Below are 16400 nucleotides of genomic sequence, written 5' to 3'. Positions count from 1 at the left end.
ATGACCGACGCGCAGGACACCGAGGACTGGGGGTCCCCCCGGGCGGAGCCTGGGGGAGGGCCGTCCGTTCCGCAGACCCGTACCGCGCGGCACCGCCGGATCGTGGACATCCTCAACCGCCAGCCGGTCCGCTCGCAGAGCCAGCTGGCCAAGCTGCTCGCCGACGACGGGCTGAGCGTCACCCAGGCGACGCTCTCCCGGGACCTGGACGAGCTGGGCGCGGTGAAGATCCGCAACACCGGCGGCGAGCTGATCTACGCGGTGCCGAGCGAGGGCGGATTCCGCACCCCGCAGGCCCCGCTCGGCGAGTCCGCCAAGGAGGAGCGCATGCGGCGCCTCTCCGGGGAGCTGTTGATCTCCGCCGAGGCCTCGGCCAACCTCGTGGTCCTGCGCACCCCGCCCGGGGCGGCCCAGTTCCTCGCGTCCGCCATCGACCAGGCGGAGCTCCACGACATCCTCGGCACCATCGCGGGCGACGACACACTGCTGCTGATCTCCCGCGATCCGGTGGGCGGGCAGGCGCTCGCCGACCACCTGCTGCGCCTGGCACAGAACGACCGCTCGACCAGCTGAACACCTGAGCAAGCAGTACGCCACGTAAGGGGCGGCCTCCCGGGAGGCCGCCCCTTACGTCATTCCCCCGGGGGGACGACCGCGTTGACAAAACATACGGAGGACTGCATAGTTATACCCATCAGTGAATGCACCGTAAGGAGAAACCCGTGACCGAGCGCGTCGTACTCGCCTACTCGGGCGGCCTGGACACCTCCGTCGCCATCGGCTGGATCGCCGAGGAGACGGGTGCCGAGGTCATCGCCGTTGCCGTGGACGTCGGCCAGGGCGGCGAGGACCTGGACGTCATCCGTAAGCGCGCGCTCGCCTGCGGTGCGGTGGAGGCCGAGGTCGCGGACGCCAAGGACGAGTTCGCCGACGAGTACTGCCTCCCGGCGATCAAGGCCAACGCCCTCTACATGGACCGCTACCCGCTGGTCTCGGCCCTCTCCCGGCCGACCATCGTCAAGCACCTCGTGGCCGCCGCCAGGAAGCACAACGCCGGCATCGTCGCCCACGGCTGCACGGGCAAGGGCAACGACCAGGTCCGCTTCGAGGCCGGCATCCAGGCCCTCGGCCCGGACCTCAAGTGCATCGCCCCGGTCCGTGACTACGCGATGACCCGGGACAAGGCGATCGCCTTCGCCGAGAAGGCGGACCTCCCGATCGCCACCACGAAGAAGTCCCCGTACTCCATCGACCAGAACGTCTTCGGTCGCGCCGTCGAGACCGGATTCCTCGAGGACATCTGGAACGCGCCGATCGAGGACATCTACGAGTACACCCAGAACCCGGCCGTGGCCCGCGAGGCCGACGAGGTCGTCATCTCCTTCAAGGAGGGCGTCCCGGTCGCCATCGACGGCAAGCCGGTCACCGTCCTGCAGGCCATCCAGCAGCTCAACGAGCGCGCCGGAGCCCAGGGCATCGGCCGGATCGACATGGTCGAGGACCGTCTCGTCGGCATCAAGTCCCGTGAGGTCTACGAGGCGCCCGGCGCGATCGCCCTGATCACCGCCCACCAGGAGCTGGAGAACGTCACCGTCGAGCGCGAGCTGGCCCGCTACAAGCGGCAGGTCGAGCAGCGCTGGGGCGAGCTCGTCTACGACGGCCTGTGGTTCTCCCCGCTCAAGCGCGCCCTGGACGGCTTCATCAACGAGGCCAACCAGCACGTCACCGGCGACATCCGGATGACCCTGCACGGCGGCCGCGCCGTCGTCACCGGCCGGAAGTCCGACGAGTCGCTGTACGACTTCAACCTCGCCACCTACGACTCGGGCGACACCTTCGACCAGTCCAAGGCCCAGGGATTCATCGACATCTTCGCCCTGTCGTCGAAGATCGCCGCCAAGCGCGACCTCGCGTAACGCCCGTACGTTGACATCCGGCCGCCTCCCCGTACCTCCGCGCCGGGGAGGCGGTGGCACATCCAAGGCACAGCAGCACCCTCCCGAGGAGCACAGCAGTGAGCAGCAACAACGGTGACGTCCGGCTCTGGGGCGGCCGGTTCGCCGACGGCCCCGCCGAGGCCCTCGCCAAGCTGTCCGCGTCGGTCCACTTCGACTGGCGACTGGCGCCGTACGACATCGCCGGCTCCCGCGCCCACGCGCGCGTGCTCCACAAGGCGGGTCTGCTGACCGAGGACGAACTGACCCGCATGCTGGCCGGCCTCGACCAGCTGGAGGCCGACGTCGCCGACGGCTCGTTCACCGGCACCATCGCCGACGAGGACGTTCACACCGCCCTGGAGCGCGGTCTGCTGGAGCGGCTCGGCCCGGACCTCGGCGGCAAGCTGCGCGCCGGCCGGTCCCGAAACGACCAGGTCGCCACGCTCTTCCGGATGTACCTGCGCGACCACGCCCGGATCATCGGCGGCCTCATCGCCGACCTCCAGGACGCCCTGGTCGGCCTCGCCGAGGCACATCCGGACGTCGCCATGCCCGGCCGTACGCATCTCCAGCACGCTCAGCCGGTCCTCTTCGCCCACCATGTGCTGGCGCATGTGCAGTCCCTCTCCCGGGACGCCGAGCGGCTGCGGCAGTGGGACACCCGCACGGCCGTCTCCCCGTACGGCTCCGGGGCGCTGGCCGGCTCCTCGCTGGGCCTCGACCCGGAGGCGGTCGCCGCCGACCTCGGTTTCGAGCGGGGCTCCGCCGGCAACTCCATCGACGGCACGGCCTCGCGGGACTTCGTCGCCGAGTTCGCCTTCATCACGGCGATGATCGGGGTGAACCTCTCCCGCATCGCGGAGGAGATCATCATCTGGAACACGAAGGAGTTCTCCTTCGTGACGCTGCACGACGCCTTCTCCACCGGCTCGTCGATCATGCCGCAGAAGAAGAACCCGGACATCGCCGAGCTTGCGCGCGGCAAGTCGGGACGGCTCATCGGCAATCTGACCGGGCTGCTCGCCACCCTGAAGGCGCTGCCGCTGGCCTACAACCGTGACCTCCAGGAGGACAAGGAGCCGGTCTTCGACTCCTGCGACCAGCTGGAGGTCCTGCTGCCCGCCTTCACCGGCATGATGGCGACGCTGACCGTCAACCGTGAGCGGATGGAGGAGCTCGCCCCGGCCGGCTTCTCGCTCGCCACCGACATCGCCGAATGGCTGGTCAAGCAGGGCGTTCCATTCCGGGTCGCGCACGAGGTCGCCGGTGAGTGCGTCAAGGAGTGCGAGGCGCGGGGCATCGAGCTCGACGACCTCACCGACGAGCAGTTCGCCAAGATCTCCGAGCACCTGACCCCGGAGGTCCGCACGGTCCTCAACGTCCCCGGCGCACTCGCCTCCCGCAACGGCCGGGGCGGCACGGCCCCCTCGGCCGTCGCCACCCAGCTGGTCGAGCTCAAGGCGGACCTGGTGATCCAGCACGCCTGGGCGAACGCCAAGAAGTAACCCCGGCGGTCACAGCGCCGCCACCCACTTCCACGGAAGGCCCCGCGAGGGGCCTTTCGGCGTTTCCGGGGCCCTGGATGAGTCATCTGAATATCGAATGAGACGTCAACGTCTCATTAGGTGTATGGTTGTCTCATGGCCATGGATCGTGAACAGGTGCTCCGCACCGCCGCCGCCCTCCTCGCCCGTAAGTCGACCGCGACGATGGACGAGGTCGCCCGCGCCGCCGGGATCGGGCGCGCGACCCTGCACCGGCACTTCGCCGGGCGGGACGCGCTCGTCCGGGCCCTGGAGGCGTACGGCATCCGGGAGTTCGAGGCCGCGCTCGACCGGGCCCGGCTCGACGAAGGCGGAGCGGGCGACGCCCTGCGGCGGCTGGTCGCCGAGATGGAGAACGTCGCGGAGCTCCTCGCCTTCCTCGTCACCGAGAACCAGCTCTTCGAGGGCGACCAGGTGAACGAGGGCTGGGCCCGGCTCGACGCCCGCGTCTCGGCTCTCTTCCGGCGCGGCCAGGAACAGGGCGAGTTCCGGATCGATCTCTCGCCGGTATGGCTCACCGAGGCCCTCTACGGGCTCCTCGGCAGCTGCGCCTGGGCCGTCATGGACGGCCGGGTCGCCAAGAACGACTTCCAATACATGATCGCCGAGCTGTTGCTCGGCGGAGCACGACGGAGTGTGGAGAAATGAGCAGCACTGTCCAGCGCACGAGCGGGACGGACGACGCGCTGTACCGCCCCGGGCGCTGGCTCGCCCTCGCGGTACTGGTGCTGGCCGTCCTCCTGGTCGCGGTCGACGCCACCGTCCTCGGCCTCGCCACCCCCTTCCTGAGCGAGGACCTCAAGCCCACCGGCACCCAGCTGCTGTGGATCGGCGACGTCTACTCGTTCGTCATCGCGGGTCTGCTGGTCTCGATGGGCAGCCTCGGCGACCGGATCGGCCGTAAGAAGCTGCTGTTGACCGGCGCCGTCGCGTTCGGCGCGGTCTCCGTGCTCAACGCGTACGCCACCACCCCCGAGATGATGATCCTCGCCCGGGCCCTGCTCGGTGTCGCCGGTGCGACGCTGATGCCGTCCACGCTGGCGCTGATCCGCAACATCTTCCACGACCCCAAGGAGCGCAGCCTCGCCATCGGCATCTGGGGCGCGATGGCCTCGGCCGGCGCGGCCGTCGGCCCGGTCGTCGGCGGGTTCCTGCTCGAACACTTCTGGTGGGGCTCGGTCTTCCTCATCAACCTGCCCGTGATGGCGGTGCTCGTCCTCGTCGGCGTCAAGCTGCTGCCCGAGTCCAAGAACAAGGTCACCGGCCCCTGGGACCTGATCAGCGTCGGCCTCTCCCTCATCGGCATGATCGGCGTCGTCTACGCCATCAAGGAAGCCGCGAGCCACGGCGTGAACTGGGAGGCGGGCGCCGCCGCGGCCGTCGGAGCCGCCGCGCTGTACGGCTTCGTCCGCAGGCAGCTGACCCTGCCCACACCCCTGCTCGACATGCGGCTCTTCCGCCACCGGGGATTCTCCGGCGCCGTCCTGGCCGATCTGCTGACCATCCTCGGCCTGTCCGGCCTGGTGTTCTTCCTCAGCCAGTTCCTGCAACTGGTCCAGGGCAGGCAGCCCTTCGAGGCCGGACTCGCCGAACTGCCCGCCGCGATCGGCGCGGTGGCGACCGGTCTGATCGCGGGCGTCGTCGCCCGTCGGTTCTCCGTACGGTCCGTGGTCGCCGGCGGGCTCGCCGCGGTGGGCCTCGCGCTCGCGGCGATGACGCTGATCGACGCCTCCACCGGCTACCCCCTGCTCGGCGCGGCCCTGCTCGTCGTCGGCATCGGAGCGGGCTTCTCGTTCACCGTCACCGCCGACGTCATCCTCTCCAGCGTCCCCAAGGAGCAGGCCGGTTCGGCCTCGGCCGTCTCGGAGACCGCATACGAACTGGGTGCTGCGCTCGGCATCGCGCTCCTGGGCTCCGTCGTGACCAGGGTCTACCGCGACTTCGTGACCCCGGCCGGCGTCCCCGCCGGCGCCGCGTCGGCCGCCCATGAATCGCTGGGCGGAGCCGTGGAGGCGTCCCTCGCCCTGCCGCGCCAGCAGGGCGCGGAGCTGCTCGCCGCGGCCCAGGAGGCGTTCGTCGACGGCCTGCGGCTGGCGGCCGGAGTCGGCGCGAGCGTCCTGCTGGCCACCGCGGTCGCCGCGTTCTTCCTCCTGAAGGGCCAGAAGCTGGCCGACGGCATCGAACACTGACGCCGCCACGCGCGCGTGGGCCCGGGCGAGGTGTACGAACACGGGCCGCCGCCTGCTTCAAGGCGCCGCCACGCGCGCGTGGGCCCCGGCCGGTCACTCCCGGCCGGGGCCCACGTCGTCGTATCCGGCGGCTACGCCGCTTCCTTCGCCTTGGTGGCGTACATGTCCACGTACTCCTGGCCGGACAGCCGCATCACCTCGGCCATCACGGAGTCCGTCACGGCCCGCAGCACATAGCGGTCCCGGTCCATCCCGTCGTACCGCGAGAACTCCATCGCCTCACCGAAGCGGACCGTCACCCGGCCCGGCCGCGGCAGACCGGCACCGCCCGGCTGGATCTTGTCCGTGCCGATCATCGCGAACGGCACGACCGGCGCCCCGGTCATCAGGGTCAGCCGCGCGATGCCCGTACGGCCCCGGTACAGCCGCCCGTCGGGGGAGCGGGTGCCCTCCGGGTAGATGGAGAAGATCTTGCCCTCCTCCAGCACGCGGCGGCCCGTCATCAGCGCCGCGACACCGCCGTGGCCGCCGTCCCGGTCGACCGGGATCATGCCGACGCTGGTGAAGAACCAGGCCATCAGGCGGCCCTTGAGGCCCTTGCCGGTGACGTACTCGTCCTTGCCGATGAAGAAGACCTGACGGTCCAGGCAGATCGGCATGATCATCGAGTCGATGAAGGTGAGGTGGTTGCCCGCCAGGATGACCGGACCCGTCCCCGGGATGTTCTCCGCGCCCTCGACGCGGGGGCGGAACATCAAGCGCATGAGCGGTCCGAGCACTGCCTTGATGACGGCGAGTCGGGACAACGGTTCCTCCGGTGTCAGGGCGGCGGTATGGGTCTGTGCAGGTGAGGACGATACTCGTGGGTCGGTTCCGCGCGCACATCGGGTTCACCGAGTGGATACACAGTGTTGACATCAGTTTCCACGCCATTGGTCCAAGGTCTGCGCTCCGTGAGGCGTAGTCGCCTATGGTCGGCCACGATTGACAGGTGCGGGACATCACACGGACGGCCCGCGGGCGTAAGGAGAGTTCATGACACAGGGTGCGCGCAGGACACCGGGACGGCGGAGCGTCCTCGGGGCGGCCGGAGCCGCGGTCCTCGGCTCCGCGGCACTGGGCGCGGCCGGCCCCACGGCCCAGGCCGCCGACCGGCGCGGTCACCGCCCGCCCGGCCACGACCTGCCCGTACCCACCGTCATCGCGCACCGGGGTGCCAGCGGCTACCGCCCCGAGCACACCCTCGGCTCCTATCAGCTCGCCCTCGACATGGGTGCCCACGTCATCGAGCAGGACCTCGTCCCCACCAAGGACGGCCACCTCGTCTGCCGCCACGAGAACGACATCACCGGCACCACCGACGTGGCCGGCCACCCCGAGTTCGCCTCCCGCCGGACCACGAAGACCGTCGACGGCACCGAATACACCGGCTGGTTCACCGAGGACTTCACGCTCGCCGAGCTCAAGACCCTCCGCGCCAAGGAGCGCATCCCGGGCACCCGCCAGGAGAACACCCTCTACGACGGGCGCTGGCAGATCCCCACCTTCGAGGAGGTGCTGCGCTGGGCCGAGCGGGAGGGCCGCCGCCGGGGCCGCCCGGTCTGGCTGCACGTCGAGACCAAGCACCCCTTGTACTTCCGCGGCCTCGGCCTCGGTCTCGAGGAGCCGCTCGCGAAGCTGCTGCGCCGCTACGGCCGCCACCGCGCGGACTCGCCCGTCTTCCTCCAGTCCTTCGAGCCCAGCAGCATCCAGCGGCTGGCCCGGCTGGTCGCCTCGCCCAAGGTCGTCCTCCTGTGGCAGGCGGACTCGCGTCCCTGGGACTTCGTCGAGGCCGGCGACCCGCGCACGGTCGCCGATCTCGTCACCCCGGCGGGCCTGAAGTGGATCGCGTCGTACGCGCAGGGCATCGGCCCCACCCTCGACCTGGTCATCCCCAAGGACAAGGACGGCCGGCTGACCACGCCGACCACCCTGGTCCGTGACGCCCACGCGCAGGGCCTGATCCTCCACCCGTATACCCTGCGCAACGAGAACAGCTTCCTGCCGGCCGAGTTCCGCCGCGGCACCGACCCGGCGGCGTACGGCGACGCCTTCGGCGCGCTCAAGGCGTACTTCGCGACCGGTATCGACGGGATCTTCACCGACAACCCGGACACCGGCCTGCTGGCGGCGGCGGACTTCACCGCCCGCTGACCCGGCCCGGCCCGCGGGGGAGGCGTCACCCGGACGCCTCCCCGGCGCGCCCGTACGGGGGGTTTGGCGGCGGAGCGGCAACCGAGCCGCGCCCCGCGCGTGTCGTGCCCGGCATGACGCTGAGCGAACCACACCCCTTGCCTGATGCCCCCGAGCTGGTCGGCGCCCTCAGTCCGCTGCTCGCCGCCGAGTCCCGTGCGGAGGCCGCCGCCGCGGGCGTGGAACCCGACGACATCGAACAGGCCGTCTGGCTCCAGCTCCTGGAACGCCTCCAGGGGCCCGGCGCCCCCGAACACCCCGCCGACTGGCTGCGGCGCGCCGTACGCGCCGAGGCCCGCCGCGCCCGCCGCGCGGCCGTCCGCGAACGGCCCTGCGGCGCCGAACCACAGGACCCGCACGGCTCGCCGGACTCTCCCGAACGGGCCGCCCTGATCGCCGAGCGCCGCCGCGTCCTGCGCGCGGCCGTCCGTCGTACGCCTGGACGCTGCCCGAGTCTGCTGACTGCGATGCTGTCGCCGAACGACCCCACCTACCGGGAAATCGCAGGAGAGTTGGGTATCTCACAGGGGAGTTTGGGGCCGATGCGTTCCCGTTGCCTGGGATGCCTGCGCAGAATGCTCGCTGCAGAGGTTCCCGTTCCTGAACTCCGGGGAAAGGAGCGGTAGACCGACCGGTGGACCAGGTGAGCGGGAGGCATGCACACATGGGCATGAGCGTGACGATCTCAGCCGCGGACGAGCAGGACGCCGAGCACATTCTCAAACTGCAGTACCTGTGTTACCAGAGCGAGGCCGAGCTGTACGGCGACTACAGCATCGAGCCCCTCACCCAGTCGCTCGACGCGCTGCGGGCCGAACTCGCCCAGGGGCACGCCCTGGTGGCGCGGCTCGGCGACGAGATCGTGGCCTCCGTGCGGGCCACCGCCGACGACACCGGCACGGTCCGCATCGACAAGCTCATCGTGCACCCCCGGCTGCGGCGCCACGGCCTGGGCGGAAGGCTCCTCGACGCGATCGAGCGGCACTTCGCGGCGGACCCCGCCCCTGCGGCGAAGCGGTTCCAGCTCTTCACCGGCCACCGCAGCGAGGGCAACCTGCGGCTGTACCGCCGCAAGGGCTACGAGACCGTGGCCACCCGTGAGGTCGGCCCCCGGCTCACCCTCGTCACCCTGGAGAAGGCCGCCTGAGGCCGGCTCAGGCCTGGGCGGTCCGGCGTGAGCGGCGCAGCCAGACGATGCCGGTGACCGGCAGCAGGACCGGAATCAGCAGATAGCCCAGGCCGTAGTCGGACCAGACCGTGGCATCGGGGAAGGCGGACGGGTCCGCCATCGTCCAGGTGCCCACGGTCAGGACGCCCACCAGCTCGGCGGCGCAGCACACCAGCGCCGCCTTGCGGGCCGTCTCACCGCCGCGGAAGAGCGTGTACGTGATGAACGCGTAGACCACGGCCGCCACGGCCGACAGGGTGTACGCCAGCGGGGCCCGGTCGTACTCGGTGGCGATCTGGTAGACGGAGCGGGAGACCGCGCCGACCGACATCACCCCGTACAGCCACACGAGCAGCATGCCGGGGCCCTGGACCAGCCGGGCCCGCCCGACAGCGTTCGGCTCAGACATCGACGCCTCCCCAGATGTCCCACAGCCGCACCTCGAGCACCGCGAGGACCACCGCGCCGGCGGCGACCGTCGCCGACCCCCAGCGGGAGCGCTCGGTGAGCGACATGAAGCCGGCCACGGGCACCGTGAAGAGCGCGCCGAGCAGATACGCGACGAAGATCGCCGTACCCTCGCCGGCCTCCTCGCCCCGCGCGAGCTGCACGATCCCCGTCACCAGCTGGGCCAGCGCCAGGACCGTCACCACGGCCATGCCGATGAAGTGCCAGTCCTTGGTGGGCTGGTCGCGGGTGAAGGCGAAGCCGCACCAGGCGGCGAGGGCGAGCGCGGCCACGGCGACCGCGACCGTCAGGGCGTCAAGCATGCGCCCGAGGGTATTACGCGCCAAAAGACCCGAAGCGCTCGGCCCCCGCGTCCGGCCCGGCCCGCGCCGGCTCCCGGAGGCGATCGCGGCCGGCGCCGCGGCCGCTCAGGACGCCGCCGCCGCGATGAGCACACCGCGTCGGCCCCCAGTGGTCTTGACCACAGTCGCGCGGCGGCCGCACCCACAAACCCGCCGCGACCACCGGCCGCCCTCCCTTGTCAGCCCAGGTCAGGGGCCTGGCGCGGCCTCGCGGGCCGGCCCGCGAAGCGTCCGTATACAGAGGAGAACGCGTCCGCTATTCGGACACTCGGCCGGGTGTCGTACCCGTGTCTGCTTTACTTGCAGCCATGACCACGACGAGCAGCCGCACCCTTGCGACCGAGGCGATCACGACGCCCGGTGCTCGTTGTATGTGTCGAATGTGCGCCTTCTGAGGGCCCCCGCCTGTGCCTCGCGCCCCGAAGCGAGACCGACGGCCCGGCCGGATCCGTACGCCATGGAAACCCCCACCGCGTACGGCCGAGCCCGCCCCGCGCACGCGCTGCCACCCGGCCACCGGCCGGCAGCCATTCTGCGCCTGACTGTCCACGAATGCCCCGTGCCGGCGGACACCGCGCCGCGCACTCGACAGTGACGGAAACCCTGTGATCACCACAACAGGCCTGACCAAGGTCTACGAGTCGCGAGGCCGCCAGGTCACCGCTCTGGACGGCGTCGACCTCCATGTCCGCGAAGGCGAGGTCTTCGGCGTGATCGGACAGAGCGGCGCCGGAAAGTCCTCGCTCATCCGCTGCGTCAACCTCCTGGAGCGCCCCACCTCCGGCACCGTGACCGTCGACGGCGTCGACCTCACCGCCCTCGCCGGACGCGGCCGCCGCGCCGGCAAGGACCTGCGCCGCGCGCGCAGCAGCATCGGCATGGTCTTCCAGCACTTCAACCTGCTGTCCTCGCGCACCGTCGAGGACAACATCGAGCTCCCGCTGGAGATCCTCGGCGTCTCCGGCGCCGAGCGCTCCCGCCGCGCCCTCGAACTCCTCGATCTCGTCGGCCTCGCCGACAAGGCCAAGGCCTACCCCGGCCAGCTCTCCGGCGGCCAGAAGCAGCGCGTCGGCATCGCCCGCGCCCTCGCCGGCAACCCCAAGGTGCTCCTCTCCGACGAGGCCACCAGCGCCCTTGACCCGGAGACCACCCGCTCCATCCTCCAGCTGCTGCGCGATCTCAACCGCCAGCTCGGTCTGACCGTCCTGCTCATCACCCACGAGATGGACGTCGTCAAGACGATCTGCGACTCGGCCGCGCTGATGCGGAAGGGCCGCATCGTCGAGTCCGGCACCGTGAGTGAACTCCTCGCCACCCCGGGCTCCGAACTGGCCGCCGAGCTCTTCCCGGTGACCGGCGACGCCACCGGCCCCGACCGCACCGTCGTCGACGTGACGTTCCACGGCGAGGCCGCCACCCAGCCGGTCATCTCGCAGCTCTCCCGCACGTACAACGTCGACATCTCCATCCTCGGCGCCGCCATGGACACCGTCGGCGGACGCCAGATCGGCCGGATGCGGATCGAACTGCCCGGCCGCTACGAGGAGAACGTCGTCCCGGTCGGCTTCCTGCGCGAGCAGGGCCTCCAGGTCGAGATCGTCGAAGCGGACGCGACCGTCCCCGCGCAGGCCGCGCAGAGCCCCGTACTGGCCAAGGAAGGTGCCAAGTGACCTGGTCGGAGATGCAGCCCCTGCTGGAGCAGGGCACCATCGACACCCTCTACATGGTGCTGTGGTCCACGGTGGTCACCGTCCTCGGCGGACTCCCGCTCGGCATCCTCCTCGTCCTCACGGACAAGGGCGGCCTCCTGCAGAACCGGCCCCTCAACAAGGTCGTCGGCGTGATCGTGAACATCGGCCGCTCGCTGCCGTTCATCATCCTGCTGATCGCCCTGATCCCCTTCACCACCCTCGTCGTCGGCACCTTCATCGGCCCCACCGCGATGATCGTGCCGCTGGCCGTCGGGGCCATCCCCTTCTTCGCGCGACTCGTCGAGACGGCGGTCCGCGAGGTCGACCACGGCCTGGTCGAAGCCGTCCAGTCCATGGGCGGATCCATCCCGACGATCATCCGCAAGGTGCTGCTCCCGCAGGCCCTGCCCTCACTCGTGTCCGGCGTCACCACCACCGTCATCGTGCTCATCGGCTACTCGGCGATGGCCGGCGCGGTCGGCGGCGAAGGCCTCGGCTCCAAGGCCATCACCTACGGATACCAGCGGTTCGACACCCAGTTCATGCTGATCACGGTCGTCGTCCTGATCGCGATCGTCACCGTTGTCCAGCTCATCGGTGACCTCGCCGTACGGCTCCTCGCGCGCCGCGGCCGCACCGCCTGACACCTGGCACCAAAGAGCCCGCACTCCTTGTCCGGGCGCCACCCGCATCACCAGAAAGAGGCACTTTTCGTGCGTAAGAACATCAAGCTCACCGCGGCCGCCGCCGCCTCCGCCGCTCTCGCCCTCGGCCTCACCGCCTGCGGCACGGCCTCCGACCCGTCCTCCGCCAAGGGCGGCTCAGACTCCTCCAAGGCGCTCGTCGTCGCCGCGTCCCCGACGCCGCACGCCGACATCCTCAACTTCGTCAAGGACAACCTCGCCGAGAAGGCCGGCCTGAAGCTGGAGGTGAAGGAGTTCACCGACTACGTCCTGCCGAACACCGCCACCCAGTCCGGCCAGGTCGACGCCAACTTCTTCCAGCACAAGCCCTACCTGGACGACTTCAACAAGAAGAACAGGACGACCATCGTCCCCGTCGTCAACGTCCACCTGGAGCCTCTCGGCCTCTACTCCAAGAAGCTGAAGGACCTCAAGGAGATCAAGGCCGGCCAGACCATCGCCGTCCCGAACGACACCACCAACGGCGGCCGTGCGCTCAAGCTGCTCTCCGACGTCGGTCTGATCACCCTCAAGGACGGCGTCGGCTCGAACGGCAAGCTCTCCGACATCACCGACAAGAAGGGCCTGGAGTTCAAGGAGCTGGAGGCCGCCACCGTGCCCCGTGCCCTGAACGACGTCGACGCCGCCGTCATCAACGGCAACTACGCGATCGAGGCCAAGCTCAGCCCCGCCGCCGACGCCCTCGCCCTGGAGAAGGCGGAGGGCAACCCGTACGCCAACTTCCTCGCCGTCAAGGAGGGCAACGAGAAGGACGCGCGCGTGGAGAAGCTCACCAAGCTCCTCAACTCGCCCGAGGTGAAGAAGTACATCGAGGACACCTACAAGAACGGTGCCGTCGTCCCGGCCTTCGGCACGGTCGCCAAGTAAGGCCGCCACGATCGCCAAGTAGGCCCCGCAGTACAGTCCTTGTGAAGGAGGCCCCCCGCATCCCGTCCGATGCGCGGGGCCTCCGCCGCGTCCCACCCGCCCCGGACCCGGCCATGCGCACCGGCAGCCCCATGTTGCATGCTGTGCGTTCACGGTCTTAACGGACGGTCCTCGGTATGGAGCTGCGCATGACTACCCCCTCTCCGGCGTTCCCGGACATCTCCATCAGCACGGACCGGCTGGTGCTACGCCCGTACGAAGAGGCCGACATCCCCGCGTACGTCGAGATGATGAACGACGAGCTGGTCACCGCCTGGACCTCCGTCCCGTACCCCTACACCGAGGCCGACGCCCGGGAATGGGTCAGCAGGATCGCTCCTGCGGAGCGCACCGAAGGCCGCGGTGTGGTCCTTGCCGTCACCGAGTTCCTCACCCAGCGCCTCGTCGGCACCATCCACCTCAAGAACACCAACTGGCGCACCCTCAGCACCGAAGTCACCTATGTCACCGCCCCCTGGGCCCGCGGCGAGGGATACGCCACCGAATCCGTCCTCGCCGCCGCCCAATGGCTCTTCCGCGACCAGAAGTTCGAACGCCTGGAACTGCGCACCGCCGCCGACAACACCGCCGCCCAGCAGGTCGCCCAGAAGATCGGCTGCATCAGCGAGGGCGTCCTGCGCAACGCCTGGATAGCCCGCACCCGCCCCGACGACGTCACGGACGGCGGCTGGAGCGACATCAGGACCGACCTGATCGTCTGGAGCCTGCTCCCCGAGGACCTCGAAGGCGTCACCGACCAGATGGCAGACGCCGGCTACTCCTCCTTCACCGACTGGAGCTGAGGCCGGGTAACCTCGGCCTGGCCCGACCAGCGACAACACTTTCAGGAGACAGCGACGATGGCCGACCGGGTCACGGTGATCGGCTGGGACGGATCGCCCCTCACCGAGGCCGCGCGGTCCGCGCTCTCCGCCGCCACCCTGGTGGCCGGCGCCGGCCACCACCTCGCCCTGCCCGAGGTACCGCCCACCGCCGAACGGATCCGCCTCGGCAGCGTCGACCTGGCCGCCCGCCGCATCGCCGGCCACCGCGGCACCGCCGTCGTCCTCGCCGACGGCGACCCCGGCTTCTTCGGCGTCGTCCGCACCCTGCGCGCCCCCGAACACGGCCTCGAGGTCGAAGTCGTCCCCGCCGTCTCCTCCGTCGCCGCCGCTTTCGCCCGCGCCGCCATGCCCTGGGACGACGCCCGGATCGTCGTCGCCCACCAGCGCACCCTGCGCCGCGCCGTCAACGTCTGCCGCGCCCACCCCAAGGTCGCGGTCCTCACCTCTCCCGGCGCCGGCCCCGCCGAACTCGCCCTCCTCCTCGACGGGGTCCACCGCACCTTCGTCATCTGCGAGGAGCTCGGCACCGCACGCGAACAGGTCACCGTCCTCACCTCCGACAAGGCCGCCGACCACGCCTGGCGCGACCCCAACGTGGTCCTCGTCATCGGCGGCGCCGCGGCCACCGGCCCGGGCGGCGCCTGGCTGATGGGCCATGAACCAGGACCCACCGGAACCCGCGGCTGGGCTCTCCCCGAGGACGCGTACGGCTCCGACTCCACCGACGCCCAGGAGCCCGGCCGTTCCGTAGGCCTGCGCGCCGCCCAGCTCGCCCGCCTCGGGCCCCGCACCGGCGACCTCGTCTGGGACATCGGCTGCGGCGGCGGCGCCTTCGCCGTCGAAGCCGCCCGCTTCGGCGCCGCCGTCATCGCCGTCGACGCCGACCCCGCCGCCTGCGCCCGCACCGAGGCCGCCGCCCGCCGCTTCGGCGTACAGCTCCAGGCCGTCCCCGGCCGCGCCCCGCACGTCCTGGAGCGGCTGCCCGAACCGGACGTCGTACGGATCGGCGGCGGGGGAGTACCCGTCGTCACCGCCTGCGCCGACCGCCGCCCCGAACGGATCGTCACCCACGCCACCACCCGCGACGAGGCAGAGGCCATCGGAACCGCTCTTGCGGACGGCGGCTACGCCGTCGAATGCGTGCTCCTCCAGCACGTCACCCTCGACCCGGAAGCCTGGTCGGAGCGGGAACGCGCGGTCGTCTTCCTCCTCTCCGGCCACCGTCCGGACCGCGCCCCGTGACCGTGACGGCACACAACGCCAGGTAGGCTGGCCGATTGTTGTACCGCGCCCCGGTGTTCGGTGGTTCGCCCCAGCTCAGCCGGGGCTGCCCCCGGTCAATATCCGGAAAAGGGGCCCTTTTTGAACCCCTGGTGTGATACGGCGTGTAAGACGGCAGAACCGGGGGACGCGCGACGTGGCGCAGTCCACAGCGCACCGTGGCGGATCTCGCTGCCACGGGGGCGAAAGGCCGCGACAATGCTGGAAGTCCGCGAGCCGTTCGTGCCGCGCGGCGCGCATGCTCGTTGTTGTTGACGGGCGATCTGAAGGAGCACAACCGATGGGCGAGGGGTACGCATGACCGACACCGGCCAGATCCCGGGCGAGGGGCTGCCGGAGAACGCAGGCATGGTCGAGCAGCCGGGCATCCCCGCACCGGGCGCGTACACCTTCCTGGACCCCTCCGAGAACGCAGCAGAGGACGACGACCTGCTCCTGATGCCGGGCGCCCAGGGCGCCTGGAGCGAGCAGCAGCCCGGCATGGTGTCCCCGCAGGCGCCCGCCCCCATGGCTCCCGCGCCCGTGCCGCCGGTGGCCGGCGGGATCCCGGCCGAGCAGCCCGCCCCGCAGGCCCCCGAGGCCATGGCGCAGCCCACCCCTGTGTACGAGACGTACGAGCCGGGCGTTCACGAGACCGGCGGCCGGGACTCCGGCTCCGTCGACCTCAGCGGTGTACGTGTCCCGCCGCCGGCGGCCGCGCAGGCGCCGCCCGCCCGCCGTCCGCTGCACATGGGCCCGCCGGTCGCCGAGGGCTCCGGCGGCGTGGTCCGCTCCCTGGCCGACCGCGGCCCCGCCGGCACCCCGGCCGCTCCGACGCCCGTACGGGTCGCCGGATCCGCGACCGTCGGATCCGAGTACCTGGACGTGCCCCGCGAGGCCCAGCCCGCCCAGGCCACCGCACCCGCTCCGGCGCCCGCCCCGGTCCAGACCGTCGCCCCGGTTCCGGCCGCCGCGCCCGCGCCCGCGCCGGAGGCGCCGGTATTGCCCGGTCCGCAGCTGGGCGAGATCCCGCCGCAGGGCGGCATCCCGTGGGACGCCCAGCCGTCGCAGCCGGTCGAGGCGGTGGCACCGATGGCGCCCGTGGCAGCCGTCGA

The 16400-nt window shown here is 71.0% G+C and carries 16 protein-coding genes and 1 pseudogene; 14 read left to right on the top strand and 3 right to left on the bottom strand.

Features of this window, described 5'->3' with window-relative positions; translation table 11 throughout:
- The 5 genes from IEZ01_RS21550 (at position 1) to IEZ01_RS21530 (ending at position 5670) form a co-directional block, all read left to right on the top strand.
- Positions 1-573: an arginine repressor gene (locus tag IEZ01_RS21550; RefSeq protein ID WP_019884917.1), complete on the top strand. Its 573-nt coding sequence runs from the start codon at positions 1-3 to the stop codon at positions 571-573.
- Between the two features lie 149 nt (positions 574-722).
- Positions 723-1916: an argininosuccinate synthase gene (locus IEZ01_RS21545; RefSeq protein WP_019884916.1), complete on the top strand. Its 1194-nt coding sequence runs from the start codon at positions 723-725 to the stop codon at positions 1914-1916.
- A 98-nt stretch (positions 1917-2014) separates the two neighbouring features.
- Positions 2015-3442 (top strand): argininosuccinate lyase, encoded by a 1428-nt coding sequence (gene argH / locus IEZ01_RS21540; protein ID WP_019884915.1) that lies wholly within the window; start codon positions 2015-2017, stop codon positions 3440-3442.
- A 135-nt stretch (positions 3443-3577) separates the two neighbouring features.
- Positions 3578-4129 (top strand): TetR/AcrR family transcriptional regulator, encoded by a 552-nt coding sequence (locus IEZ01_RS21535; RefSeq protein ID WP_019884914.1) that lies wholly within the window; start codon positions 3578-3580, stop codon positions 4127-4129.
- Positions 4126-5670, top strand: a complete 1545-nt coding sequence (locus IEZ01_RS21530) for an MFS transporter (RefSeq protein WP_189203245.1) — start codon at positions 4126-4128, stop codon at positions 5668-5670. The genes IEZ01_RS21535 and IEZ01_RS21530 overlap by 4 nt, the downstream gene beginning before the upstream one ends.
- Before the next feature lie 131 nt (positions 5671-5801).
- On the opposite strand, the gene IEZ01_RS21525 is transcribed toward IEZ01_RS21530, so the two are convergent.
- Complete coding sequence (locus IEZ01_RS21525; protein ID WP_019884912.1) at positions 5802-6476, bottom strand: lysophospholipid acyltransferase family protein; 675 nt, start codon at positions 6474-6476, stop codon at positions 5802-5804.
- 229 nt (positions 6477-6705) lie between these two features.
- Between IEZ01_RS21525 and IEZ01_RS21520 the strand changes: the two genes are divergently transcribed.
- The 3 genes from IEZ01_RS21520 to IEZ01_RS21510 all read left to right on the top strand — a co-directional run bounded on the left by IEZ01_RS21520 (position 6706) and on the right by IEZ01_RS21510 (position 9049).
- The gene (locus IEZ01_RS21520) at positions 6706-7863 is read left to right on the top strand and encodes a glycerophosphodiester phosphodiesterase (RefSeq protein ID WP_189203243.1); all 1158 of its coding nucleotides are present in this window, start codon (positions 6706-6708) and stop codon (positions 7861-7863) included.
- 113 nt (positions 7864-7976) lie between these two features.
- Positions 7977-8528 carry a sigma-70 RNA polymerase sigma factor region 4 domain-containing protein gene (locus IEZ01_RS21515; protein ID WP_052185739.1) on the top strand — a complete coding sequence of 184 codons (552 nt, stop codon included), beginning with the start codon at positions 7977-7979 and terminating at the stop codon, positions 8526-8528.
- Positions 8529-8566: 38 nt separating this feature from the next.
- Complete coding sequence (locus IEZ01_RS21510) at positions 8567-9049, top strand: GNAT family N-acetyltransferase (RefSeq protein ID WP_019884909.1); 483 nt, start codon at positions 8567-8569, stop codon at positions 9047-9049.
- Between the two features lie 7 nt (positions 9050-9056).
- On the opposite strand, the gene IEZ01_RS21505 is transcribed toward IEZ01_RS21510, so the two are convergent.
- Together IEZ01_RS21505 and IEZ01_RS21500 are read right to left on the bottom strand one after the other, a co-directional pair.
- Entirely contained in the window at positions 9057-9479 is a 423-nt protein-coding gene (locus tag IEZ01_RS21505; protein ID WP_019884908.1) for a hypothetical protein, read from the bottom strand.
- Complete coding sequence (locus IEZ01_RS21500) at positions 9472-9840, bottom strand: hypothetical protein (protein ID WP_019884905.1); 369 nt, start codon at positions 9838-9840, stop codon at positions 9472-9474. The genes IEZ01_RS21505 and IEZ01_RS21500 overlap by 8 nt, the downstream gene beginning before the upstream one ends.
- 644 nt (positions 9841-10484) lie before the next feature.
- Between IEZ01_RS21500 and IEZ01_RS21495 the strand changes: the two genes are divergently transcribed.
- From IEZ01_RS21495 to IEZ01_RS35105, 6 genes and pseudogenes are all read left to right on the top strand, one after another.
- Positions 10485-11549, top strand: a complete 1065-nt coding sequence (locus IEZ01_RS21495) for a methionine ABC transporter ATP-binding protein (RefSeq protein WP_189203241.1) — start codon at positions 10485-10487, stop codon at positions 11547-11549.
- Positions 11546-12214 (top strand): methionine ABC transporter permease, encoded by a 669-nt coding sequence (locus IEZ01_RS21490; RefSeq protein ID WP_019884901.1) that lies wholly within the window; start codon positions 11546-11548, stop codon positions 12212-12214. Before IEZ01_RS21495 ends, IEZ01_RS21490 begins: the two co-directional genes overlap by 4 nt.
- A 69-nt stretch (positions 12215-12283) precedes the next feature.
- Positions 12284-13141, top strand: a complete 858-nt coding sequence (locus IEZ01_RS21485; protein ID WP_019884900.1) for a MetQ/NlpA family ABC transporter substrate-binding protein — start codon at positions 12284-12286, stop codon at positions 13139-13141.
- Between the two features lie 176 nt (positions 13142-13317).
- Positions 13318-13983, top strand: coding sequence for a GNAT family N-acetyltransferase (locus tag IEZ01_RS21480; protein ID WP_019884899.1), 666 nt, complete (start codon positions 13318-13320; stop codon positions 13981-13983).
- 57 nt (positions 13984-14040) lie between these two features.
- A complete protein-coding gene (cbiE, locus tag IEZ01_RS21475; protein ID WP_019884898.1) occupies positions 14041-15267 on the top strand; it encodes a precorrin-6y C5,15-methyltransferase (decarboxylating) subunit CbiE in 1227 nt (408 codons plus the stop codon).
- Between the two features lie 336 nt (positions 15268-15603).
- Positions 15604-16400 (top strand): annotated as a pseudogene (locus IEZ01_RS35105) (nicotinate-nucleotide--dimethylbenzimidazole phosphoribosyltransferase); the annotation flags it as partial.

This window comes from Streptomyces purpureus (genome assembly GCF_014648195.1).
GTDB classification, from domain to species: domain Bacteria; phylum Actinomycetota; class Actinomycetes; order Streptomycetales; family Streptomycetaceae; genus Streptomyces; species Streptomyces purpureus.
Note: the sequence above shows the minus strand (reverse complement) of the source record. Positions and strands in the feature narration are given on the sequence as shown.